The organism is Phenylobacterium sp. (assembly GCF_036821595.1).
GTDB lineage: Bacteria > Pseudomonadota > Alphaproteobacteria > Caulobacterales > Caulobacteraceae > Phenylobacterium.
Map to the genome: position 1 here is coordinate 1 of NZ_DAISJG010000043.1, position 23,140 is coordinate 23,140.

The window sequence follows — 23,140 nt, forward strand, 5'->3', positions numbered from 1 at the left end:
CTTTGCCCGCACCCCCGCCCCATGACCGGAAAGTCATGACCTCGATTTAAGCTGCCCCCGCCCGGCCGCGGGACTAGCGTCGCCTCCATCGGCTGGAGGGACGGCGATGAAGATTCAGGTGATCGGGCTGGCGGTTGCGGCGAGCGTGTCCGCGGGCGCGGCCCAGGCGGCCTCGGTGGAGATCCGGGATGCGGTGGCCCGCGTCACCGTCATCCCGGAGGACCGCAGCGACGTGCGGGTGGAGGTCACCGCGCCGAACCCGCGGCTTCCGCTGACCATCCGCACGGTGGGCGACCGCACGGTCATCGACGGCGACCTCGACCGGCGCATCCGCGACTGCCACGGCCGCGGCGAGCGGCAGAAGATCAGGGTCCGCGGCGTCGGCGAGGTCTCGCGGGCGGACACGCCCCAGGTGGTGATCCGCACGCCCCGCAACGTCGAGCTCTCCGCCGACGGCGCGGTCTCCGGCGTCATCGGCCGGTCGCGCTCGGTCAGTCTCTCCAACGCCGGCTGCTCGAGCTGGACCGTGGCCGACGTGGCCGGCCGGGCGACCATCCGGGAATCGGGCGCGGGCTCGGTGCGGATGGGGGCGGCCGAGAGCCTGGATGTGGACATCTCCGGGGCCGGCAGCGTGCACGCCACCCGCATCCGCAACGGCATGGACGCCGAGCTGTCGGGGGCGGGCGGCGTGAGCGTCGACGAGCTCTACGGGCCGGTGAACGCCGACGTCTCCGGCGTCGGCAAGGTGCGGGTGGCGGCGGGGCGGGCCAGCTCGTTGCGCGCCTCCGTCTCCGGCATCGGCGGCGTAGAGTTCGACGGGCCGGTGGGGGCCCTCAACGCCTCGATCTCTGGCATGGGCGGCGTGAGCGTCAAGTCGGTCTCCGGTCCGGTGCGCAAGTCGGTCTCGGGCATCGGCCGGGTACGGATCGCCGAGGGGTCCTGACGCGCAACCCGGCGTTGTGGCGCGCCGCCAGACCTCATTGCGGGGTTGCGCGCCGCCTCAGGAAAAACAACGTCTTATCAATTCGACATAACGCCGAAATTCCCGTTGCCGGCGCCCGAGTCGGGGCGCACAGTCGATCCGTCCGAGCGCGGGCAGACGTGTGCGAAGGAAGACCAAGATGCGCGTATTAGGGAGTTTCGCGGCCATGGCTTCGGCGATGGCCCTCATAGGATGCGGCGACGGGGCGACGAGCAGCGCCCAGGCCTCCGGCGGCGAGGCCCAGGGCGAGAAGGTCGTGGCCATCGGCTGCGCCAAGGCGCCGCAACCCGACTGCGTGACGATCTCGGCCAAGGGCCAAGCCTACGACGTCACCCACGCCGGCGTCGACCTCAGCCGCGGCGTGGCCGTGGCGGTGACCGGGCGGTCGGCCGGGGAGGTGACGGCCTGCGGGACGAAGCTCACCGACGTAAAGGTCGAGTACCAGGGCATCCAGTGCGCGGCGCCTGCGCCCGCGCCGGCGGCCGACTAGTCGTCGAGGTCCTCGGACCGACCGGCGTCTGACTGGTTCCGCGCGGGCGGACCGTCCTGCGGCGCCCCCGTGGCCGGATCGGTCATGGTCTTGTCGTTGCGGGTGGACGACTCGGCCCCGCCGGGCTCGTGCGAGGGGCGCGGCGGGCGGCCGGGCTTCATGTCCTCGTCGCGGTTGTACTGCTTCTGGATGTCCTGGCCGGCCATGTTCGCCTCGGTGGATTCGCCTTGCGGCTCCCTCGGGAAACGGCCCGCGCGGCGCTTCGATCCCGCCTTGCCCGAAGGGGGGCTCCCTGCTACACGACCCGGCTCCGGCGATGAGCCGAACGCGCCGGAAGGCCTAGCCGCTTCCCGGCGCGCTGTTCATTGTTCGGAGCGCCGGACCGCAATCGGGCTGGTCGTAGGAGTGTAGCTCAGCTGGTAGAGCATCGGTCTCCAAAACCGAGGGCCGGGGGTTCGAGTCCCTCCACTCCTGCCACCCTATATATGTCCGCGTGAAGTGAACCGGGGCGCGCCGCGAGGGCCGCTCCTAACGACGAGTTTGAAGACGCCGCCATGGCCAGGAAACCGGGCTCGACCCCGCAAGCGATGAGGAACCGCGCCGCGAAGACCGCCGCGGCGATGGCCTCGCCCGCGGGCGTCGCTCAGGCCCCGAAGAAGAAGACCAGCATCCCGCAGTTCGCCCGTGAGGTCCGCGCCGAGGCGCGCAAGATCACCTGGACGAGCCGCAAGGAGACCTGGATCACCTCGGTGATGGTCGCCATCATGGTGACCCTCGCCGCGCTCTTCTTCTGGGGTGTGGACACCTTCCTTCAGGTGGGCCTGTCCTTCATCCTCCGCCTGGCGACCGCGGGGTAATCGAATGTCCGAAGCCGCCCAACAGCAATCCAACCCCCGCCACAAGTGGTACATCGTCCACGCCTACTCGAACTTCGAGAAGAAGGTGGCGGAGTCCATCAAGGAGCAGGCCCACGCCCAGGGGCTCGACGAGAACTTCTCGGAGATCCTGGTGCCGACCGAGGACGTGGTGGAGATCCGCCGCGGCCGGAAGGTGAACTCCGAACGCAAGTTCTTCCCGGGCTATGTGCTCGTGAAGATGGAGCTGACCGACGAGGCCTATCACCTGATCAAGAACACCCCGAAGGTGACGGGCTTCCTGGGCTCGGGCTCCAAGCCCATCCCGGTCTCCGAAAAGGAAGTCGCCCGCATCATCGGCGCCATCGAGGAGGGCGTTGAGCGGCCGAAGCCGACCATCTCCTTCGAGATCGGCGAGCAGGTCCGCGTCACCGACGGCCCCTTCGCGAGCTTCAACGGCTCGGTGGAGCAGGTCGACGAGGAGCGCGCCCGCCTGCGGGTCACCGTCTCCATCTTCGGCCGCGCCACCCCGGTCGAGCTCGAATACGGCCAGGTCGAGAAGATCGGCTAGGTTCGAAAGAACCACGGAAGACACGGAAGGGCGGTGCCGCGGGGCCGCCCTTTCTCGTTCAGCCCCGCGACGGCGCAGCCGTCTTCAAGGACGCCAACGGCTGATCGCGCGGCTGCCTCGCGCCTGGCCATGCGCCCTTCCGCCTGGTCCGTGTATTCCAGGGTTCATTCCAAGGCTGCGGTTGTGGCGGAGGGGCGTTGCTGCTACATGCGCGCGCTTCGCCGGTTCGCTGGCGATTTCAAACCCGTGGAAGAGGGCGGCCACCGTAACCTCGCACCACGGCTCAAACCGGCCGGGTTTCCGGCCATGAGGAGCAAAGATGGCCAAGAAGATTCTGGGCTACATCAAGCTGCAGGTGCCCGCGGGCTCCGCCACGCCGTCGCCGCCCATCGGGCCGGCGCTCGGCCAGCGCGGCGTCAACATCATGGGCTTCTGCAAGGAGTTCAACGCCCGCACCGAGAAGGAACAGAAGGGCACGCCCCTGCCGACCGTGATCACGGTCTACCAGGACAAGTCCTTCACCTTCGTCACCAAGACCCCGCCGGCGACCTTCTACATCAAGCAGGCCGCGGGCATTAAGTCCGGCGCCAACAAGACCGGCCGCGAGACGGTCGGCAAGATCACCCGCACCCAGCTGCGCGAGATCGCCGAGAAGAAGATGAAGGACCTCAACGCGAACGACGTCGAGGCCGCCGCCCGCATCATCGAGGGCTCCGCCCGCTCGATGGGCCTGCAGATCGTGGAGGCCTAGGCACATGGCGAAGCAACCGAAGCGCATGCAAAAGTGGACCGGCGACCGTTCGGCCACCCTGACCCCCGAAGACGCCGTCAAGCTGGTGAAGGCCAACGCCAACGCCAAGTTCGACGAGACCGTCGAGATCGCGGTGAACCTGGGCGTCGACCCGCGTCACGCCGACCAGCAGGTCCGCGGCGTGGTGGCCCTGCCGTCGGGCACCGGCCGTGACGTCCGCGTCGCCGTCATCGCCAAGGACGCCAAGGCCGAGGAAGCCAAGGCCGCCGGCGCCGAAGTCGTCGGCGCCGAGGACCTGGTGGAGCGCATCCAGGGCGGCTTCATGGAGTTCGACCGGGTGATCGCCACCCCCGACATGATGGCCCTGGTGGGCCGTCTGGGTAAGGTGCTGGGCCCGCGCGGCCTGATGCCCAACCCGCGGGTCGGCACCGTCACCCCGAACGTCGGCCAGGCCGTGAAGGACGCCAAGGGCGGCTCGATCGAGTTCCGCACCGAGAAGACCGGCATCATCCACGCCGGCATCGGCAAGGCCTCCTTCACCGAGGAGCAGCTGCTGGCCAACGTGAAGGCGATGGTCGAGGCCCTGAACCGCGCCAAGCCGTCGGGCGCCAAGGGCACCTACATCAAGAAGATCAGCCTCTCCTCGACCATGGGTCCGGGCGTGCGGGTCGACACGGGCTCGTTCGGCGCCGCCTAGGCCCGACGACCGCCGCAGAGATCGAGGCGCGGGCCGCGAGGCCCGCGCCTTTTTCTTTGTCCGCAAGCTCGGCCGTTCGGCTAGGCTTCCCCAACACGAGCTGAGGGGAGGGCGTTGTGATGCGTGCGTTCCTGGGTCTTCTGGCCGCCGCCGTGCTGGCCGCCGCGGCGCCGGCGAAGGCCGAGCGGTTCGAGTTCGTGGCGCTGGGCGACACCGCCTACAACCTGCCCCAGGACCTGCCGGTCTACGACGCCCTGATCCGGAAGATAAACCAGGCGAGGCCCGCCTTCTCGATCCACGTGGGCGACACCTGGGGCGCGGAGCCCTGCACCGAGGCCAACCACCGCTATGTGCTGGCCCAGTTCGCCAAGTTCGACCACCCGGTCGTCTACACCCCCGGCGACAACGAATGGGTGGACTGCCGTCGGCCGGAGGTGCTGGAGGCCTATCACCGCTACATGGCCGGCAAGGCGACGCCGCAGGACCTCGGCCTGCTCCTGCCCCTGCGTTCTTTCGACGGGGTCTGGGAGAGCCGCGGTTTCGCCGACCCGCTGGCCAGTCTCAGGACCATCCGCGGGACCTACTTCGGCCGGCCGCAGAGCCTGGGCGGGCGGACCATGCCGCTGGTCCGCCAGACCGACGTCATGCCCGACACCCCAACGGCGGAGAACACCCGATGGGAGCGGGGCGGCGTGGTCTTCGCCACCCTCAGCGTGCCCGGCTCCGGCAACGGGGTGACGCTGAACGACGAGGTCCGCCTGCGCGAGGCGGTGGCCCGCAACCGCGCCAATGTCGAGTGGATCAGGGCGGCCTTCGCCGAGGCGAAGGCGAAGAACGCCAAGGCCGTGGTGCTGGCCCTGCAGGCCGGCCTGTTCGTGGAAGGCGAGGGCGGCGACTTCACCGGCAAGGCGCTGCGCGGCGGGACCGACGGACCCTTCTACTGGACGGTCTTCGCCATCCGCGACGAGGCGGCGAAGTTCGGCAGGCCGGTGCTGCTGATCAACGGCGACTTCCACGACCTGGTCATCGACCGCCCGTTCATGGTCAGCCAGGGCGAGGCCAAGCCGCCGCTCTACGGCAACATCACCCGGCTGCAGGTCTATGGCGCGCCGGAGCTGAAGGCGGTGAAGATCCGCGTCGACACCGACACGCCCTGGGTGTTCGGCTTCGAGCCGCTCTACTGAATGGCGGTCGAGTTGGAGCCCTGCGGGTCCGAGCGGCGCGAGGTGATCGCCAACCTCTTCCAGTTCTATGTCCACGACTTCGCGGAGTTCTGGACCACCCGGCAGGCGGACTTCCAGGAGGACGGCCGCTTCGGTCGCTATCCGCCGCTGGACGCCTACTGGGACGCGCCGGGCGGCGAGGCCCTGCTGATCCGCGCCGGGGGGCGGATCGCGGGCTTCGTCCTGATCAACCGCGAGGGCCATTCGGGCCTCCCCTGCGACTTCAACATGGGCGAGTTCTTCGTCGGCCGGCCCTACCGGCGCGAGGGCGTCGGCCGCGCCGCGGCGCTCGCGGTCCTGAGGTCCCGGCTGGGGCTCTGGGAGATCGCCGTGGCCCGGCGCAACCTGGCGGCCCAGGCCTTCTGGCTGCAGGTCGCGACGACGGCCGGCACCGTCGAGGCGCTGGACCGCGACGACGCCCACTGGAACGGTCCCGTCCTGCGGCTGTCCGTGGCAGGGTAGGGCGATGGAGCTCAAGGCCACCCACTACGCGATCGAGGACGGCGTCGCCGTCGTGACGCTCGCCCGCCCGAAGCGGCGCAACGCCTGGACCGGGCGGATGCACACCGAATACCGCTGGATCCTGGGCGAGGCCGACCGCGACCCGGCCGTGCGGGTGATCGTGGTGACCGGCGACCCGGAGGGCCAGGCCTTCTGCGCCGGCGCCGACCTGCAGGCGCTGGAGGGCGACTCGGAGAAGGGCGGCTACGATCCCGGCACGCCGCAGGACATCGCCGAGCCCGGCTTTGGCGTCGATCCGGCCTTCGACGCGGCGTTCGCCTACCACTTCGGGATCGGCAAGCCGATCCTGGCCGCCATCAACGGCGCCGCGGCCGGGGTGGGGCTGGTGCTGGCGGCCTTCGCCGACCTGCGGTTCTGCGCGCCGGGGGTCAAGTTCACGGCCGCCCATGGCCGCTTCAACTTTCCCGCCGAGTTCGGCCTCTCCTGGGTGCTGCCGAGGATCGTGGGGCTCACCCACGCCAACGACATCCTGCTCTCCAGCCGGGTGTTCACGGCCGAGGAGGCGATGGCCATGGGTTTCCTGAACCGGATCGTCCCGGCCGACCGCCTGATGGACGAGGCGCTGGCCTACGCCAGCCATCTGGCCCGCACCGTCGCCCCGGGCTCGGCCCGGGAGACCAAGCGCCAGATCTACCGCGACCTGCACCGCGACGCGGCCGGATCGGTGCGCGCCGCCGAAGCCCTGCTGGAGCGGATGGCCCGCGAGCCGGACTACAAGGAAGGCGTGAAGGCCTGGATGGAGAAGCGCCCGCCGAAGTGGGGCGGTTGAGTCCGCCGTCCGCTTCGTGTATGAGCCGCGCCTTCACGTCGGTCCCTCCGGGGCCCGGCGAGGGCAGGGGTGTCTCCGGACGCCCCTGAACCTGTCAGAGAACTGCGGGGATCCAGGGGCCGCCTGGAGCCATAACGCGAAGGAGAGCCCTCCTTCGGCCGCCGGGAGACGGGAAGATCAAGTTCCGCGACCCAGCCGAACGGCCCGGGCGCGTGGCTGCGGCTTCTCTCACTCGACAGGCAGCTTACCGGCTCGCGCACTCTCGCGCGGGTCGAACCTGAGTATGGAGACCGCAATGGACCGCGCTCAAAAGCAGGAAGCCATCGAATCGCTCAAGGGCGAATTCGCGGCTGCCGGCGCCGTGGTCGTGACCCACTACATGGGTCTGACCGTTGCGGAAATGACCGATCTGCGGGGCCGTCTGCGTGAGCAGGGCGCCCAGCTGAAGGTGGTGAAGAACACTCTGGCCCAGAAGGCTCTGGACGGTGCGATCGGCGAAGCGGGCGACAGCCTCTTCAAGGGTCCCGTCGCCATCGCCTTCGCGCCGGACCCCGTCTCCGCCGCCAAGGTCGCGACCCAGTACGCCAAGGACAACGACAAGTTCACCGTTGTCGGCGGCTTCATGGGTCAGCAGGTGCTGGACAAGGCTTCGGTGACGGCGCTCGCGTCGCTGCCTTCGCTCGACCAGCTCCGTGGCAAGATCATCGGCCTCCTCCAGGCCCCGGCGACCAAGGTCGCGGGCGTCCTGCAGGCTCCGGCCGGCCAGCTGGCGCGCGTCTTCAACGCGTACGCGACCAAAGACGCCGCCTGATCGTCATCTTCCCGACAACCCCAATCTACGTAAGGACCAACTGAAATGGCCGACCTGCAAAAGCTCGTGGACGACCTGTCCGCCCTGACCGTTCTGGAAGCCGCCGAGCTCTCCAAGCTGCTCGAAGAGAAGTGGGGCGTTTCCGCCGCCGCTCCGGTGGCCGTGGCCGCCGCTCCGGGCGCCGGTGGCGCGGCTCCGGCCGAAGCCGCCGAAGAGCAAACCGAGTTCACCGTTGTTCTGACCGCCGGTGGCGACAAGAAGATCAACGTGATCAAGGAAGTCCGCGCCGTCCGTCCGGACCTCGGCCTGAAGGAAGCCAAGGACCTCGTCGAAGGCGCTCCGCAGAACGTGAAGGAAAACGTTTCCAAGCAGGAAGCGGAAGAGATCAAGAAGAAGCTCGAAGAAGCCGGCGCCTCCGTCCAGGTGAAGTAAGCCGGAGCTTCGGATTCGAAGTCTCTGCGAAAGGGCCGGGGGGCGACCTCCGGCCCTTTTTCTTTGTGCTAGGCTCCACCCATGACCGACTCCGCCGCCCTGGTCAGCGCCTTCGTGCACGGCTTGGCCGCCGGCCTCACCCTGATCGTCATGGTCGGGATCCTGCGCAGCGGGCTGAGGCGCGAGGTGAAGGTCGCCGCCACCCTGTTCAGCCTGGCGGTGGTCGGCTGGATGATCGACGAATCCTACCCCCTCAAGATGGCCCTCGGCGCGCCCGGGCCGGTCTATGTCGCCGCCTGCGCGGTGGCGGGCCTGTTCTGGCTGTTCGTGCTCGTCGTGTTCGCGGACATGAAGGTGACGCCGCTGACGCTCGCGCCGGCCGCCGCGCTGCTCGTCGCGGGTCTGGTGATGGGCGCGGTCGAACCGCCTTTGCGCGACTGGCTCTGGTGGACCCGCAACGCCGTCTCCGCGCTCCTGGCGATCCACGCCGGCAGCGTCATCCTGCGCGGCTGGTCGGGAGACCTGCTGGAGGGGCGCCGTCGGTTCCGCGGCCTGCTGCTCGGCCTGGCCTGCCTGTTCGTGGTCTTCGAGGTCGGCGTCGGCTTCGCCTTCCGGCTGAGCCAGGAGCCGGTCTGGCTGCAGTTCGTGGTCGGCCGGACCTACGGCGGCCTGCTGCTCGTCCTGCTGACCCTGGCGCTCGCGGCCCTCATGCTGCGCCCCGATCCCACGGTGTTCGGCGCCCCACGCCGGTCCGAGCCTGCGCCGGACCCGCGGGCGGACGCCGCCGACCGCCTGACCCTGCAGAAGCTCGAGGCCCTGATGTCCGGCGGCGGCTGGCGGCGCGAGGGGCTGACGATCGGGGCCCTGGCCCGCGATCTCGACGTGCCCGAGCACCGGCTGCGGCGGCTGATCAACGGCCGGCTCGGCCACCGCAACTTCGCCGACTTCCTGAACGCCCACCGCATCGAGGCCGCCAAGCGCCGCCTGGCCGACCCGGCGGAGGCCCGCACGACGGTCGCCGCCATCGCCTTCGACCTGGGCTACGGCTCGCTCGGCCCCTTCAACCGGGCGTTCCGCGCGGCCACCGGCGCGAGCCCCACCGAGTGGCGCCGCGAGGCCCTGAACGGCGGCTCGCCGGAACTGAAAGAAGCGGTCTGATTCCGGAATCGGCGAGGCTCTTCCGTCCGCGGCGAGACCGCGGTCGGCGGCTCGGCTTCCCTTCGCTCACCAACTGCGAGGGGATCGCCCATGGATGCGTTTCTGATCGACGCCGGCCGGATCTGGCTGCGCGAGCTTGAGCCGACGCTCACCCGCTATGTGATCTTCACCTTCGGCGTGTGGCTGCTGCTGTGGGTGGCGCTGCGCCCGTTCCTGAGGGCGCGGAAGGTCCGCGAGGCCACGCCGCCGGCCCGCCAGCTCGCCGTCGAGCTGATGTTCTCCCTGCGCTCCATGGCGATCTTCGCCACGGTGGGCGTGCTGATGGTGTTCATGTACCGCGCCGGCTTCTATCCGCTGGGCAGGATCGCCGACGGCTGGGGGCCCGCCTGGTTCTGGGTGTCGATCCTCGCCGGCATCGTCGGCCTGGACGCCTGGTTCTACTGGGCCCACCGGCTGATGCACGATCCCCGGCTCTTCCGCCGCTTCCACCGCCGCCACCACCGCAGCAACAACCCCTCGCCGTTCACCGCCTACAGCTTCGACGTCGGCGAGGCGCTGCTGCTGATCGGCTATGTGGTGGTCTTCCCCATGGTCTTCCCCATGGCCTCCGGTTCGATGCAGTGGGTGATGCTCTACCAGATCGTCACCAACACCCTGCTGCACTCGGGCTACGAGCTGATGCCGGCCAGGCGCGACGGGCGCCCGATGCTGGACTTCATCGTCACCACCACCCACCACGACCTGCACCACGCCCAGGCGGGCTGGAACTATGCGGCCTGGTTCACCTGGTGGGACCGCTGGATGGGCACCGAGCACCCGCAGTACCGGCAGCGCTATGCCGAGGTCGCCTGGCGGCCCTTCGGGTCGCGGGTCCCGGCCCTGGCCGCCGAATAGGAAAAACAAAGCTCGGCCGCTTTTTTCGATGAACCACCGATGAACGGGCGGGAACTTCCGCGTGATCTCCCTGGTTTGGGGGATACGCGACCAGCGTAGACTATCGGAAGCTAGCACTACCCCCGGGTGTATGCCCGGGACTGACCAGAAGGGCGGCGTCGGGATCTCCACTCGGCGCCGCCCATTTTGTTGCAGAAGGGGGCTTTCCTTCCGGGGCCAAAAGGCCTATTTCGGCTCCTTCGCGAAATTTCCGATTCCGATGACGCGGTTCTTCGCGCGTGATTGCTCCGAGGCATGGCCAGCCGCCCTCAGGCCATGCGAGGGGGCGCCCCTGACGATACAGGGGCCTTCCAGCGTCCGGCTTCCCGCCACGGGAAGCACGAGGGTGGACGCAGGATATCAAAGCTCGACGGCGGGACTCCGTTCCCGCGCGTCCTCAAGGGACCAAAATGGCGCAATCCTTCACCGGTAAGAAGCGGATCCGGAAGTCGTTCGGCCGCATCCCTGAAGCCGTGCAGATGCCGAACCTGATCGAGGTTCAGCGTTCTTCCTACGAGCAGTTCCTGCAGCGGGAAGTCCGTCCGGGCGAGCGCCGGGACGAGGGCATCGAGGCCGTCTTCAAGTCGGTCTTCCCGATCAAGGACTTCAACGAGCGCGCGGTGCTCGAGTACGTCTCCTACGAGTTCGAGGAGCCGAAGTACGACGTCGAGGAATGCGTCCAGCGCGACATGACCTATGCCGCGCCGCTGAAGGTGAAGCTGCGCCTGATCGTCTTCGAGACCGACGAGGAGACCGGCGCCCGCTCCGTGAAGGACATCAAGGAGCAGGACGTCTACATGGGCGACATCCCGCTCATGACGGAGAAGGGCACCTTCATCGTCAACGGGACCCAGCGCGTCATCGTCTCCCAGATGCACCGCTCGCCGGGCGTCTTCTTCGACCACGACAAGGGCAAGACCCACGCCTCGGGCAAGCTGCTGTTCGCCGCCCGCGTGATCCCCTACCGCGGCTCGTGGCTCGACTTCGAGTTCGACGCCAAGGACATCGTCTACGTCCGCATCGACCGCCGCCGCAAGCTGCCGGCCAGCACCTTCCTGATGGCGCTCGGCATGGACGGGGAGGAGATCCTCTCCACCTTCTACGAGACCCTCGCTTACGAGAAGAAGGGCGATGGCTGGGCCACCGCCTACAAGCCCGAGCGCTGGCGCGGCGTGAAGCCGGAGTTCGCCCTGGTCGACGCCGACACCGGCGAGGAAGTGGCCCCGGCCGGCACCAAGATCTCGGCGCGCAACGCCAAGAAGTTCGCCGACGCGGGCCTCAAGACCCTGCTGCTCGCCCCTGAGGCCCTGACCGGCAAGTACCTGGCCGCCGACCTCGTGAACTACGAGACCGGCGAGATCTACGCGGAGGCCGGCGACGAGCTCGACCCGACCCTGCTGGAAGCGCTGGAGGCCCAGGGCTTCACCAGCCTCAACGTGCTCGACATCGACGACGTCACCGTCGGCGCCTACATGCGCAACACCCTGCGCGTGGACAAGAACACCGCCCGCGAGGACGCCCTGTTCGACATCTACCGGGTCATGCGCCCGGGCGAGCCGCCGACGGTGGAAGCCGCCGAGGCGATGTTCAAGAGCCTGTTCTTCGACGGCGAGCGCTACGACCTCTCCTCGGTCGGCCGCGTGAAGATGAACATGCGCCTGGAGCTCGACTGCCCGGACGACGTGCGCATCCTGCGCAAGGAGGACGTGCTGGCGGTGCTGCAGACCCTGGTGGGCCTGCGCGACGGCCGCGGCGAGATCGACGACATCGACAACCTCGGCAACCGCCGGGTCCGTTCGGTGGGCGAGCTGCTGGAGAACCAGTACCGCGTCGGCCTGCTGCGCATGGAGCGCGCGATCAAGGAGCGCATGAGCTCGGTCGACATCGACACGGTCATGCCGCACGACCTGATCAACGCCAAGCCGGCGGCCGCGGCCGTGCGGGAGTTCTTCGGCTCCTCGCAGCTGTCGCAGTTCATGGACCAGACGAACCCGCTGTCCGAGATCACCCACAAGCGCCGCCTCTCGGCGCTGGGCCCGGGCGGCCTGACCCGCGAGCGCGCGGGCTTCGAGGTCCGCGACGTGCACCCGACCCACTACGGCCGGATCTGCCCGATCGAGACGCCGGAAGGCCCGAACATCGGCCTGATCAACTCGCTGGCCACCCACGCGGTGGTCAACAAGTACGGCTTCATCGAGAGCCCGTACCGCCGCATCCGCGACGGCAAGATCACCGACGAGGTGGTCTACATGTCGGCCATGGAAGAGGCGAAGCACGTCATCGCCCAGGCCAACATCAAGCTCGAGGGCGGTGAGATCGTCGAGGACCTGGTCCCCGGCCGCGTGAACGGCGAACCCTCGCTGCTCGCCAAGGACACCGTCGACCTGATGGACGTGTCGCCGAAGCAGGTCGTCTCGGTGGCCGCCTCGCTGATTCCGTTCCTCGAGAACGACGACGCCAACCGCGCCCTCATGGGCTCGAACATGCAGAAGCAGGCCGTGCCGCTCATCCAGTCGGATGCGCCGCTGGTCGGCACCGGCATGGAGAGCGTCGTGGCCGTGGACTCCGGCGCGGTCGTGGTGGCCCGCCGCTCGGGCGTCGTCGAGCAGATCGACGGCACCCGGATCGTGGTCCGCGCGACGGAAGAGACCGACCCCACCAAGCCGGGCGTCGACATCTACCGCCTGCAGAAGTTCCAGCGCTCCAACACCTCCACCTGCATCAACCAGCGTCCGCTGGTGCGCGTGGGCGACCGGATCGCCGCCGGCGACGTGATCGCCGACGGCCCGTCGACGGAGCTGGGCGAGCTGGCGCTGGGCCGCAACGCCCTCGTCGCCTTCATGCCCTGGAACGGCTACAACTTCGAAGACTCGATCCTGATCTCCGAGCGGATCGTGCGCGACGACGTCTTCACCTCGATCCACATCGAGGAGTTCGAGGTCATGGCCCGCGACACCAAGCTGGGTCCGGAGGAGATCACCCGCGACATCCCCAACGTCGGCGAGGAAGCGCTCCGCAACCTCGACGAGGCGGGCATCGTGGCGATCGGCGCCGAGGTCCTGCCGGGCGACATCCTGGTCGGCAAGGTGACGCCGAAGGGCGAGAGCCCGATGACCCCGGAAGAGAAGCTGCTGCGGGCCATCTTCGGCGAGAAGGCCTCCGACGTCCGTGACACCTCGCTGCGGCTGCCGCCGGGCGTGGCCGGCACCATCGTCGAGGTCCGCGTCTTCAACCGCCACGGCGTCGACAAGGACGAGCGCGCGCTCGCCATCGAGCGGTCGGAAATCGACCGCCTGGGCAAGGACCGCGACGACGAGTTCGCGATCCTGAACCGCAACATGACCGGCCGTCTGCGCCAGCTGCTGGTCGGCAAGACCGCCGTCTCCGGGCCGAAGGGCCTGGGCCGCGGCGAGATCACCGCCGACAAGCTGGAGGAGATCGCGCCGGGCCTGTGGTGGCAGATCGCCCTCGACGACGAGAAGGCCATGGGCGAGCTGGAGGCCATGCGCCGCCAGTTCGACGAGGCCCGCAAGCGTCTGGACCGCCGCTTCGAGGACAAGGTCGACAAGCTGCAGCGCGGCGACGAGCTGCCGCCCGGCGTCATGAAGATGGTCAAGGTGTTCGTCGCTGTGAAGCGCAAGCTGCAGCCGGGCGACAAGATGGCCGGCCGTCACGGCAACAAGGGGGTCATCTCCAAGATCCTGCCGATCGAGGACATGCCCTACCTGGAAGACGGCACCTCGGTGGACATCGTTCTGAACCCGCTGGGCGTGCCCTCGCGGATGAACGTCGGCCAGATCTTCGAGACCCACCTGGGCTGGGCCGCGGCCGGCCTCGGCAAGCAGGTCCAGGGCCTGCTCGAGGCCTGGCAGAACGGCGGGCAGCGCAAGGCGCTCATCGAGCACCTGACCGACGTCTACGGCCCCGAGGTGGAGCTGCCGGAGTCGGATGAGGAGCTGGTCGAGCTCGCCCGGAACCTGTCGAAGGGCATCCCCTTCGCCACCCCGGTGTTCGACGGCGCCCACATCGACGACATCGAGAACCTGCTGGAGAAGGCGGGCCTCGACCGGTCCGGCCAGTCGTACCTGTACGACGGCCAGTCGGGCGAGCGCTTCAAGCGTCCGGTGACCGTCGGCTACATCTACATGCTGAAGCTGCACCACCTGGTGGACGACAAGATCCACGCCCGCTCGATCGGCCCGTACTCGCTCGTCACCCAGCAGCCGCTGGGCGGCAAGGCGCAGTTCGGCGGCCAGCGGTTCGGGGAAATGGAGGTCTGGGCTCTGGAAGCCTACGGCGCCGCCTACACCCTGCAGGAAATGCTGACGGTGAAGTCCGACGATGTGGCCGGCCGGACCAAGGTCTACGAGTCCATCGTCCGCGGCGACGACACCTTCGAAGCTGGCATCCCGGAAAGCTTCAACGTGCTGGTCAAGGAGATGCGCTCCCTGGGCCTGAACGTGGAGCTCGAGAACAGCTAGGCGCGGGAAGACCGCCGTCCGCAATTGGGCGGGGAGGGGCCCGTCAGCTCCTCCCCATCGCCCTTACGAATACTGACGAACTGGAAGTCCGATGAACCAGGAAGTCCTGAATATCTTCAATCCGGTCCAGGCCGCTCCGACCTTCGACCAGATCCGTATCGCTCTGGCCTCGCCGGAGAAGATCCGCTCGTGGTCGTTCGGCGAGATCAAGAAGCCCGAGACCATCAACTACCGCACGTTCAAGCCCGAGCGTGACGGCCTGTTCTGCGCGCGCATCTTCGGTCCCACCAAGGACTACGAGTGCCTGTGCGGCAAGTACAAGCGGATGAAGTACAAGGGCATCATCTGCGAGAAGTGCGGCGTCGAGGTCACCCTGGCCCGCGTGCGCCGTGAGCGCATGGGCCACATCGAGCTCGCCTCGCCGGTCGCCCACATCTGGTTCCTGAAGTCGCTGCCGTCGCGCATCGCCCTGATGCTGGACATGGCGCTGAAGGACGTCGAGCGCGTGCTCTACTTCGAGCACTACATCGTCACCGAGCCGGGCCTGACCCCGCTGAAGCAGCACCAGCTGCTGTCGGAAGACGACTACATGCGCTTCCAGGACGAGTTCGGCGACGACAGCTTCACGGCCGAGATCGGCGCCGAGGCGGTGCAGGGCCTGCTCCGCGCCCTCGACCTCAACAAGGAAGCCGACAAGCTCCGCGAGGAGCTGGTCACCACCACCTCCGAGATGAAGCTGAAGAAGGCGTCCAAGCGCCTGAAGCTGATCGAGAGCTTCCTCGAGAGCGGCAACAAGCCGGAGTGGATGATCCTGACGGTGATCCCCGTGATCCCGCCGGAACTGCGCCCGCTGGTGCCCCTGGACGGCGGCCGCTTCGCGACCTCCGACCTGAACGACCTCTACCGCCGGGTCATCAACCGGAACAACCGCCTGAAGCGCCTCATCGAGCTGCGCGCGCCGGACATCATCATCCGCAACGAGAAGCGGATGCTGCAGGAAGCCGTCGACGCCCTGTTCGACAACGGCCGCCGCGGCCGCGTCATCACCGGCGCCAACAAGCGGCCACTGAAGTCGCTCGCCGACATGCTGAAGGGCAAGCAGGGCCGGTTCCGCCAGAACCTGCTCGGCAAGCGCGTCGACTACTCGGGCCGTTCGGTCATCGTGGTGGGTCCCGAGCTGAAGCTGCACGAGTGCGGCCTGCCCAAGAAGATGGCGCTCGAGCTGTTCAAGCCGTTCATCTACGCGCGCCTGGACGCCAAGGGCCTGTCGGGCACCGTCAAGCAGTCCAAGCGCATGGTCGAGCGTGAGCAGCCGGCGGTGTGGGACATCCTCGACGAGGTGATCCGCGAGCACCCGGTGCTGCTGAACCGCGCGCCGACCCTCCACCGCCTGGGCATCCAGGCGTTCGAGCCCAAGCTGATCGAAGGCAAGGCGATCCAGCTGCACCCGCTCGTCTGCGCGGCGTTCAACGCCGACTTCGACGGGGACCAGATGGCCGTCCACGTGCCGCTCTCGCTGGAAGCCCAGCTGGAAGCGCGCGTGCTGATGATGTCGACGAACAACATCCTGTCGCCCGCCAACGGCAAGCCGATCATCGTGCCCTCGCAGGACATCGTGCTCGGCCTCTACTACCTGTCGCTGGTGAAGGACGGCGAGCCCGGCGAGGGCAAGGCGTTCGCGGACCTCGGCGAGATCGAGCGTGCGCTCGACGCCGGCGTCGTGACCCTGCACTCGAAGATCCGCGCCCGCCACACGGAGATGGACGCCGACGGCAACCTGGTCCGCAAGGTCATCGAGACCTCGCCGGGCCGGATGAAGATCGCCGCCCTGTTCCCGCAGCACCCGGCCGTGGGCCACCGCCTTCTGGAGAAGAACCTCACCAAGAAGGAGATCGGCAACCTGATCGACGTCGTCTACCGGCACTGCGGCCAGAAGGCGACGGTGATCTTCGCCGACCAGGTGATGGGCCTGGGCTTCCGCGAGGCGGCCAAGGCCGGCATCTCCTTCGGCAAGGACGACATCGTCATCCCGGCCCGCAAGGCGCCGATCGTCGAGGAGACCCGCAAGCTCGTGGAAGAGTACGAGCAGCAGTACGCGGACGGCCTGATCACCAAGGGCGAGAAGTACAACAAGGTCGTCGACGCCTGGGCGAAGGCGACCGACCGGGTGGCCGACGAGATGATGGCCGAGGTGTCCTCCGCGCCGGTCGGGACGGACGGGCGTCAGGCCGAGATCAACTCGATCTTCATGATGTCCAACTCGGGCGCCCGGGGCTCGCAGGCCCAGATGAAGCAGCTCGGCGGGATGCGCGGCCTGATGGCCAAGCCGTCCGGCGAGATCATCGAGACGCCGATCATCTCGAACTTCAAGGAAGGCCTGACCGTCCAGGAGTACTTCAACTCCACCCACGGCGCCCGTAAGGGCCTGGCCGACACCGCGCTGAAGACGGCGAACTCGGGCTACCTGACCCGCCGTCTGGTGGACGTGGCGCAGGACTGCATCATCAACGAGGAAGACTGCGGCACCACCCGGGGCATCACCCTGCGGGCCGTGGTCGAGGGCGGTGACGTGCTGGTCTCGCTCGGCCAGCGCATCCTGGGCCGTTTCGCGGCCGAGGACGTGAAGGAGCCGGGCGGCGGCGACGTGATCGTGCCGGCCGACACCTACCTCGACGAGAACATGATCGAGCTGATCGAGACCGCGGGCGTCCAGTCCGTGAAGGTCCGCTCGGTGCTGACCTGCGAGGCCAAGAACGGGGTCTGCGGCGCCTGCTACGGCCGTGACCTTGCGCGCGGCACGCCGGTGAACATCGGCGAGGCCGTGGGCGTTATCGCCGCCCAGTCGATCGGCGAGCCGGGCACCCAGCTTACGATGCGGACCTTCCACATCGGCGGCACCGCCCAGGTGGCCGAGCAGTCGTTCTTCGAAAGCGCCAACGAGGGCGTGGTGCGGATCTCGGGCGGCAACACGGTGACCAACGCCGAGGGCCACCTGATCGGCATGAGCCGCAACCTGCAGCTCACGGTGCAGGTCGACGGCAAGGACCGCGAATCCTACAAGCCGCCGTACGGCGCCCGCCTGCGGGTGAAGGACGGCGAGAAGGTCAAGCGCGGCCAGCGCCTGGCCGAGTGGGACCCGTACACCACCCCGATCATCACCGAGGTCGGCGGCCGCGTGCGGTTCGAGGACCTGGTGGACAACTTCTCGGTCCGCGAGGAAGCCGACGAGGCCACCGGCATCTCCAACCGCGTCGTCATCGACTGGCGCGCGTCCACCAAGGGCTCGGACCTGCGTCCGGCCATGGCGGTCATCGGTGAGGACGGCGCCTACAAGCGCATCTCCAACGGCGGCGAGGCCCGCTACCTGCTGCCCGTGGGCGCCATTCTCTCCGTCGGTGACGGCGACGATGTGAAGCCCGGCGAGGTGATGGCGCGGATCCCGACCGAAAGCGCCAAGACGCGCGACATCACCGGCGGTCTGCCGCGGGTGGCGGAGCTCTTCGAAGCGCGGCGTCCGAAGGACTGCGCGGTCATCGCCGAGATGGACGGCCGGGTCGAGTTCGGCCGGGACTACAAGAACAAGCGCCGCATCAAGATCACCCCGGAAGACGGTGGCGAGGCGGTCGAGTTCCTGATCCCGAAGGGCAAGCACATCGCCGTCCACGACGGGGACGTGATCCGCAAGGGCGAGTACATCATCGACGGCAACCCGGATCCGCACGACATCCTGCGCATCCAGGGGATCGAGGCGCTGGCCGACTTCCTGGTCAACGAGATCCAGGAGGTCTACCGACTCCAGGGCGTGCCCATCAACGACAAGCACATCGAGACGATCGTCCGTCAGATGCTGCAGAAGGTGGAGATCCTGGAGCCCGGCGACACCGGCCTGCTCAAGGGCGACCACCTCGACAAGATCGAGGTGGACGAGGAGAACGCCAAGGCGGAGGCCCGTGGCGGCCGCCCGGCGCTCACCCAGCCGGTCCTGCTCGGGATCACGAAGGCGTCGCTGCAGACCCGCAGCTTCATCTCCGCGGCCTCGTTCCAGGAGACCACCCGCGTCCTCACCGAGGCGTCCGTCCAGGGCAAGATCGACACCCTGGAGGGCCTGAAGGAGAACGTGATCGTGGGCCGGCTCATCCCGGCGGGCACGGGCTCCTATCTGCGCAACCTGCAGCGCATCGCCGCCAAGCGCGACGAGGCCCTCACGCAGAGCCGCGAGGAGGCCATGGAGCCGCTGCCGGAAGCCATCGCCGTCGAGGCGGAGGAAGCCGAGCGCGTCGAGTCCTAGCCTCCACGCCAGTCGAACTAGCGAGCGGCCCGGGAGCGATCCCGGGCCGTTTCGTTTGTGCCCGGAACACTTGACGGCGCCTTCCACCCGCAGTTGCATGGACCGCGGACGCGGGGGCGTTCGGGTCTCGGGGGGTTTTCACTTGCGTCTGTTCGTCTCGACCGCTGCGGCGGCGCTCATTTCGGCTGCCTCGGTCCAGGCCGCGCCGCCGCCGGCCTCCGCCTTCGGCCGCATCCCGGCCGTCGTCGACGCCGAGCTTTCGCCCAGCGGGCAGAAGATCGCGATCCTCGGCGGCGCGGCCGACCAGCGGATCCTCTCCATCGCCACCATCGACCAGCCCGGCCTGCCGATCCTGCAGCTCGGCGACGTGGAGGTGGTGAACCTCACCTGGGCTGGCGACGCCTATGTCCTGGCCAAGATCGCCTACTGGGAGAAGGTCGACGCCAAGCGCAGCTACCGGCTTGAGCGCTACATCGCGGTGACGCCCGAGGCCAAGGCGGTCTCGCGCTTCTTCGACAACCGCATTTCCGGGTCCTACATGGCGACGCAGCCCTTGCTGGGCGTGACCTCGAACCCGCCCCGGGCGCTGGTCCTGGACCTGGCCGCGTCGACTGGCGCGGCGGGGACCATGGACAGCCGCATGAAGAAGAAGGACGCCGGAGAATCCTTCTCCGTCTGGAGCGTCGATCCGGCCAACGGCCAGGGCAAGCTGGTCCAGAAGGGCGACGTCGACACCGCGAACTTCGAGGTCGACAGCGCCGGCGAGGCGCGGGTGCGCCTCGACATCGACAGCATCAACGACCGTTTCTCGATCTACGGCCGGCCACCCGGCAAGAGCCAGTGGGCCGTCGTCCATGCAGGCGCCGACTTCGAGAGCCGCCGCGACTACTACGGCTACTCCGAGGCGGACCAGGCCGTGTACCTGATGACCGACCAGGGCCTGGTCCGGAAGCGGCTGGCCGACGGGACCGTTGAGAAGTTCGCCGATAGCGCGCCGTCGCTTAGTCTCGTCTGGGACGAGCACCGCAGGACCGCGGTCGGCGTCTCGAGCGGCCTGGAGATGCCGGCCGTCCGCTGGCTTGATCCGGACGTGGGCGCGGCCCACGGCCTGCTCTCGCGAGCCTTCAAGGGCAAGTCCGTGGAGATGGCGGGCTGGTCGGCGGATCGGAACCGCTTCATCGCCCGGGTGGGCGGGCCGAACGCGCCGGACGTCTGGTATCTCTACGACAAGGCCCGCAAGGAGGTCTCGCCCCTGGCCGAGGCCTATCCGGAGCTGAAGGGCGCCGAACTCGGCAAGACCCGCTGGATCACCTACAAGGCGCGCGACGGCCTGGAGATCCCCGCCTATCTGACCCTGCCGCCCGGCTCGGCGCCGGCAGGCGCCAAGCGCCCCCTGATCGTCCTGCCGCACGGCGGACCGGAGACGCGGGACACCTACGACTTCGACTACCTGGCCCAGTTCCTGGCGACCCGCGGATATGCCGTGCTGCAGCCTCAGTTCCGCGGCTCCTGGGGCTTCGGCGACGCCTTCCGCAAGGCCGGGCGCGGGGAGTGGGGCGGCAAGATGCAGACCGACCTCGTCGACGGCGTGGCGGCTGCGGCCGCCACCGGCGAGATCGACGCCTCGCGGGTCTGCATCGTCGGGGCGAGCTTCGGCGGCTATGCGGCGCTCGCGGGCGCGACCCTGCACCCGGACGCCTACCGCTGCGCCGTCTCGATCGCCGGCATCTCCGACCTCGGCCAGCTGATCCTCGAGGAGAACCGCCTCTACGGCCGGGAGTCCGCCGGCATGGAGGAACTGCGCGATGAACTGGGGGCCGCCGACAAGACCAGGCTCGTCGCCATGTCGCCGGCCCGGAACGCCGCCGCCGTGCGCGCGCCCGTCCTGCTGATCCACGGCGACAAGGACACCGTCGTCCAGGCGGCGCAGTCCGAGCGGATGGCCGAGGCGCTCAAGGCCGCCGGCAAGCCGCACGAGCTGATGATCCTGACGGACGAGAACCACTACTTCACCAAGGCCGCCAACCGCACGCGCATGCTGGAGGCGATCGAGGCGTTCCTGGCCAAGAACCTGCCGGTGGCGAACTGAGGGCAGGCTCCCTAGATCAGGCGGAGCCCTAACGGAGGAAACCCCCGGTGCCCCTGCTGCTTTGCCCGAACGACAACACCTCGATGCAGAACGTGAACCGCGGCGGCGTGGAGATCGACATCTGCCCCACCTGCCGCGGGGTCTGGCTGGACCGCGGCGAACTGGAGAAGCTGCTGGAGGGGACCCGCGAGGAGCGCGCCGCCCAGCAGCAGGACGTCCAGCGCTTCGACCGGGAAGTGCAGGAGTTCCACCGCAATCCGGACGCCTGGAAGCAGCGCCATCCCTACGACAGCCAGCACGGCCGCTACCGGTACGACGACGACTACCACTACCGGAAAAAGAAGAAGAAGTTCGACATCTTCGACATCTTCGACTGACGGCCGCGCCTGGCCGGAACGGGCGGGGGCGTTTGACCGATGTCAAAGATGACGCCCCCGTCATTTTTTATCCTTTCTGACGTCCTGCAAGCGCCGGGACAAGGGAAGGAACGAACGCCATGCTGAACGTGCACGTGGTCGAGGGACCGCCGACCGAGGTCCAGACCTTCGACGAGGACGACCTCGCCCACCGGCTGACCGACCACGACGTCGAGGTGATCCGGGAGATCTTCCGGACCCCGCTGACCGGCTCCTACAACTGGGACTACGAGGCGGCGAACTCCCGGATCCGGCGGCTCTACGAGCTCGGCAAGCGGTTCAACTGGAACGCCGAGCTGGACGTGGACTGGAGCCAGGCCATTCCCGCCGACGCCGCCGCCGCGGCCGCCGCCCAGGAGGGGCCGGAGGGCTTCGCCCAGCATCCCAAGTGGCAGAAGCTGACCCCCGAGCAGAAGCGCGAGTTCGCCGCCCGCTCCCAGGCCCAGACCCTGTCGCAGTTCCTGCATGGGGAGCAGGGGGCCCTGATGGTCGCCTCCCAGCTGGTCAGCTGCGCGCCCACCCACGACGCCAAGCTCTACGCCGCCTCCCAGACCTTCGACGAGGCGCGCCACGTGGAGGTCTTCCACCGCTACCTGATGGAGCGGTGCCGGATGATCTACCCCATCAACCCGAACCTGAAGTTCCTGCTCGACAAGGTGCTCACCGACGAGCGCTGGGACCTGAAGTTCATCGGCATGCAGATCCTCATCGAGGGCCTGGCGCTGGCCGCCTTCCAGACCATCCGGGAGCAGACGAAGGACCCCGTGCTGCGCGACGTGCTGGAGCTGGTCATGCGCGACGAGGGCCGCCACGTGGCCTTCGGCGTGAACTACCTGGAGGACTGGATCCGCGCCCTGCCCGAGGAGGAGATCGAGGAGCGCGCCCAGTTCGCCTACGAGGCCTGCGTGGTCATGCGCAACCGCCTGGTCTCCACCACCGTGGCCGAGGAGTTCGGCTTCACCACGGAGGAGGCGCTGGAGATCAACAACGCCAGCCAGGGCGGGGCGGCGTTCCGCAAGTTCCTGTTCGAGCGGATGATCCCGAACCTGAAGCGCGTGGGCCTGCTCACCGAGAAGATCCGGCCCAAGTTCGAGGAGCTCGGCGTGCTCGAGTTCGAGAACCTGCAGAACGACGGCATGATCGACTGGGCGACCCTCGAGGCGCCGCTGAAGAAGAAGACCGGCATCGCGGCCTAGCCCGGGGGCAGCTCAGGGCGGCAGGCCGTCCAGCCGCCTTGCCGCCCGCTTGCTGGGCGGAGGGTTCGCCTGGCCGAACAGGCTCTCGCCGGCCCCGGTGATGTGCGGCTCGCCGTCGTAAGTGTTCCCCTGCGGGTCCGGCAGGCCCACGGGCGGGCTTACCGGGCGTCCCTGGACGGCGACCCGCGCCTCGCGGGCGGCGGCTGCGGCGTCGAGTTCCGCCCGCCTGGCCCGGCTCATCCCCAGGCCCGGATGGATGAAGGGGGCGTCCTTGGCGCCCTTGCCGAGCCGCTCGTCGCACGCCTCCCGCTCGCGCCGGTTCAGGCCCACGGCGGCGGTGTTGGCGCAGCCCACGTCGCTGCGGCGCAGGACGGTGCGCAGCTGGTCCTTGGGCCCCTCGGGGAGCGGGGCGGGGTGGAAGCCGCCGCGCCGCTCGCCCGCGGCCGGGGCCGGCGCGGCCGCGCGCGGCTCCTCCGG

19 protein-coding genes, 1 tRNA gene and 1 pseudogene are annotated in these 23,140 nt (G+C 68.7%); 19 read left to right on the top strand and 2 right to left on the bottom strand.

Annotation, left to right across the window (positions count from 1 at the left end; translation table 11 throughout):
• Positions 1 to 106: 106 nt before the first annotated feature.
• Together V7Z97_RS15330 and V7Z97_RS15335 are read left to right on the top strand one after the other, a co-directional pair.
• Positions 107 to 943, top strand: a complete 837-nt coding sequence (locus V7Z97_RS15330) for a hypothetical protein (protein ID WP_334164308.1) — start codon at positions 107 to 109, stop codon at positions 941 to 943.
• 205 nt (positions 944 to 1,148) lie between these two features.
• Positions 1,149 to 1,472: a hypothetical protein gene (locus tag V7Z97_RS15335; RefSeq protein ID WP_334164309.1), complete on the top strand. Its 324-nt coding sequence runs from the start codon at positions 1,149 to 1,151 to the stop codon at positions 1,470 to 1,472.
• Here V7Z97_RS15335 and V7Z97_RS15340 read toward each other — a convergent pair.
• Entirely contained in the window at positions 1,469 to 1,678 is a 210-nt protein-coding gene (locus tag V7Z97_RS15340; RefSeq protein ID WP_334164310.1) for a hypothetical protein, read from the bottom strand. The genes V7Z97_RS15335 and V7Z97_RS15340 overlap by 4 nt on opposite strands.
• Positions 1,679 to 1,873: 195 nt before the next feature.
• Here V7Z97_RS15340 and V7Z97_RS15345 point away from each other — a divergent pair.
• The 17 genes from V7Z97_RS15345 to V7Z97_RS15425 all read left to right on the top strand — a co-directional run bounded on the left by V7Z97_RS15345 (position 1,874) and on the right by V7Z97_RS15425 (position 22,663).
• Positions 1,874 to 1,949, top strand: a tRNA-Trp gene (locus V7Z97_RS15345).
• A 77-nt stretch (positions 1,950 to 2,026) separates the two neighbouring features.
• Positions 2,027 to 2,329 carry a preprotein translocase subunit SecE gene (gene secE, locus V7Z97_RS15350; RefSeq protein WP_334164311.1) on the top strand — a complete coding sequence of 101 codons (303 nt, stop codon included), beginning with the start codon at positions 2,027 to 2,029 and terminating at the stop codon, positions 2,327 to 2,329.
• A gap of 4 nt (positions 2,330 to 2,333) precedes the next feature.
• A complete protein-coding gene (nusG, locus tag V7Z97_RS15355; protein ID WP_325458054.1) occupies positions 2,334 to 2,897 on the top strand; it encodes a transcription termination/antitermination protein NusG in 564 nt (187 codons plus the stop codon).
• Between the two features lie 319 nt (positions 2,898 to 3,216).
• Positions 3,217 to 3,648, top strand: a complete 432-nt coding sequence (gene rplK, locus V7Z97_RS15360; RefSeq protein ID WP_325458055.1) for a 50S ribosomal protein L11 — start codon at positions 3,217 to 3,219, stop codon at positions 3,646 to 3,648.
• Positions 3,649 to 3,652: 4 nt separating this feature from the next.
• A complete protein-coding gene (gene rplA, locus V7Z97_RS15365; RefSeq protein WP_334164312.1) occupies positions 3,653 to 4,345 on the top strand; it encodes a 50S ribosomal protein L1 in 693 nt (230 codons plus the stop codon).
• Between the two features lie 119 nt (positions 4,346 to 4,464).
• Positions 4,465 to 5,529 carry a hypothetical protein gene (locus V7Z97_RS15370; protein ID WP_334164313.1) on the top strand — a complete coding sequence of 355 codons (1,065 nt, stop codon included), beginning with the start codon at positions 4,465 to 4,467 and terminating at the stop codon, positions 5,527 to 5,529.
• Positions 5,530 to 6,030, top strand: coding sequence for a GNAT family N-acetyltransferase (locus V7Z97_RS15375; protein WP_334164314.1), 501 nt, complete (start codon positions 5,530 to 5,532; stop codon positions 6,028 to 6,030).
• Positions 6,031 to 6,034: 4 nt separating this feature from the next.
• Positions 6,035 to 6,859, top strand: a complete 825-nt coding sequence (locus V7Z97_RS15380; protein ID WP_334164315.1) for an enoyl-CoA hydratase-related protein — start codon at positions 6,035 to 6,037, stop codon at positions 6,857 to 6,859.
• A 295-nt stretch (positions 6,860 to 7,154) separates the two neighbouring features.
• Entirely contained in the window at positions 7,155 to 7,670 is a 516-nt protein-coding gene (gene rplJ, locus V7Z97_RS15385) for a 50S ribosomal protein L10 (protein ID WP_334164316.1), read from the top strand.
• A gap of 45 nt (positions 7,671 to 7,715) precedes the next feature.
• On the top strand, positions 7,716 to 8,102 hold the full coding sequence (gene rplL / locus V7Z97_RS15390; RefSeq protein ID WP_334164317.1) for a 50S ribosomal protein L7/L12: 387 nt from the start codon (positions 7,716 to 7,718) through the stop codon (positions 8,100 to 8,102).
• A gap of 81 nt (positions 8,103 to 8,183) precedes the next feature.
• Positions 8,184 to 9,260, top strand: coding sequence for an AraC family transcriptional regulator (locus V7Z97_RS15395; protein WP_334164318.1), 1,077 nt, complete (start codon positions 8,184 to 8,186; stop codon positions 9,258 to 9,260).
• A 90-nt stretch (positions 9,261 to 9,350) separates the two neighbouring features.
• Positions 9,351 to 10,154, top strand: a complete 804-nt coding sequence (locus V7Z97_RS15400; RefSeq protein ID WP_334164319.1) for a sterol desaturase family protein — start codon at positions 9,351 to 9,353, stop codon at positions 10,152 to 10,154.
• A 449-nt stretch (positions 10,155 to 10,603) separates the two neighbouring features.
• Positions 10,604 to 14,674: a DNA-directed RNA polymerase subunit beta gene (gene rpoB, locus V7Z97_RS15405; RefSeq protein WP_334164320.1), complete on the top strand. Its 4,071-nt coding sequence runs from the start codon at positions 10,604 to 10,606 to the stop codon at positions 14,672 to 14,674.
• A gap of 91 nt (positions 14,675 to 14,765) precedes the next feature.
• Positions 14,766 to 18,962, top strand: a complete 4,197-nt coding sequence (gene rpoC, locus V7Z97_RS15410; protein WP_334164321.1) for a DNA-directed RNA polymerase subunit beta' — start codon at positions 14,766 to 14,768, stop codon at positions 18,960 to 18,962.
• A 142-nt stretch (positions 18,963 to 19,104) separates the two neighbouring features.
• A complete protein-coding gene (locus tag V7Z97_RS15415) occupies positions 19,105 to 21,051 on the top strand; it encodes an alpha/beta hydrolase family protein (RefSeq protein WP_334164322.1) in 1,947 nt (648 codons plus the stop codon).
• Positions 21,052 to 21,098: 47 nt separating this feature from the next.
• The gene (locus tag V7Z97_RS15420; protein WP_334164323.1) at positions 21,099 to 21,428 is read left to right on the top strand and encodes a TFIIB-type zinc ribbon-containing protein; all 330 of its coding nucleotides are present in this window, start codon (positions 21,099 to 21,101) and stop codon (positions 21,426 to 21,428) included.
• A 119-nt stretch (positions 21,429 to 21,547) separates the two neighbouring features.
• Positions 21,548 to 22,663, top strand: a complete 1,116-nt coding sequence (locus V7Z97_RS15425) for a ferritin-like domain-containing protein (protein ID WP_334164324.1) — start codon at positions 21,548 to 21,550, stop codon at positions 22,661 to 22,663.
• A gap of 12 nt (positions 22,664 to 22,675) precedes the next feature.
• Here V7Z97_RS15425 and V7Z97_RS15430 read toward each other — a convergent pair.
• Positions 22,676 to 23,140: pseudogene (locus V7Z97_RS15430) on the bottom strand (hypothetical protein); the annotation flags it as partial.

Coding starts and splice junctions, on each gene's coding strand:
- rplA (WP_334164312.1), top strand. CDS start 3,653: ATGGCGAAGCAACCGAAGCGCATGCAAAAGTGGACCGGCGACCGTTCG.
- V7Z97_RS15400 (WP_334164319.1), top strand. CDS start 9,351: ATGGATGCGTTTCTGATCGACGCCGGCCGGATCTGGCTGCGCGAGCTT.
- V7Z97_RS15335 (WP_334164309.1), top strand. CDS start 1,149: ATGGCTTCGGCGATGGCCCTCATAGGATGCGGCGACGGGGCGACGAGC.
- V7Z97_RS15375 (WP_334164314.1), top strand. CDS start 5,530: ATGGCGGTCGAGTTGGAGCCCTGCGGGTCCGAGCGGCGCGAGGTGATC.
- rplK (WP_325458055.1), top strand. CDS start 3,217: ATGGCCAAGAAGATTCTGGGCTACATCAAGCTGCAGGTGCCCGCGGGC.
- rpoB (WP_334164320.1), top strand. CDS start 10,604: ATGGCGCAATCCTTCACCGGTAAGAAGCGGATCCGGAAGTCGTTCGGC.
- rpoC (WP_334164321.1), top strand. CDS start 14,766: ATGAACCAGGAAGTCCTGAATATCTTCAATCCGGTCCAGGCCGCTCCG.
- V7Z97_RS15380 (WP_334164315.1), top strand. CDS start 6,035: ATGGAGCTCAAGGCCACCCACTACGCGATCGAGGACGGCGTCGCCGTC.
- V7Z97_RS15370 (WP_334164313.1), top strand. CDS start 4,465: ATGCGTGCGTTCCTGGGTCTTCTGGCCGCCGCCGTGCTGGCCGCCGCG.
- rplL (WP_334164317.1), top strand. CDS start 7,716: ATGGCCGACCTGCAAAAGCTCGTGGACGACCTGTCCGCCCTGACCGTT.
- rplJ (WP_334164316.1), top strand. CDS start 7,155: ATGGACCGCGCTCAAAAGCAGGAAGCCATCGAATCGCTCAAGGGCGAA.
- V7Z97_RS15425 (WP_334164324.1), top strand. CDS start 21,548: ATGCTGAACGTGCACGTGGTCGAGGGACCGCCGACCGAGGTCCAGACC.
- V7Z97_RS15330 (WP_334164308.1), top strand. CDS start 107: ATGAAGATTCAGGTGATCGGGCTGGCGGTTGCGGCGAGCGTGTCCGCG.
- V7Z97_RS15395 (WP_334164318.1), top strand. CDS start 8,184: ATGACCGACTCCGCCGCCCTGGTCAGCGCCTTCGTGCACGGCTTGGCC.
- nusG (WP_325458054.1), top strand. CDS start 2,334: ATGTCCGAAGCCGCCCAACAGCAATCCAACCCCCGCCACAAGTGGTAC.
- V7Z97_RS15340 (WP_334164310.1), bottom strand. CDS start 1,678: ATGGCCGGCCAGGACATCCAGAAGCAGTACAACCGCGACGAGGACATG.
- secE (WP_334164311.1), top strand. CDS start 2,027: ATGGCCAGGAAACCGGGCTCGACCCCGCAAGCGATGAGGAACCGCGCC.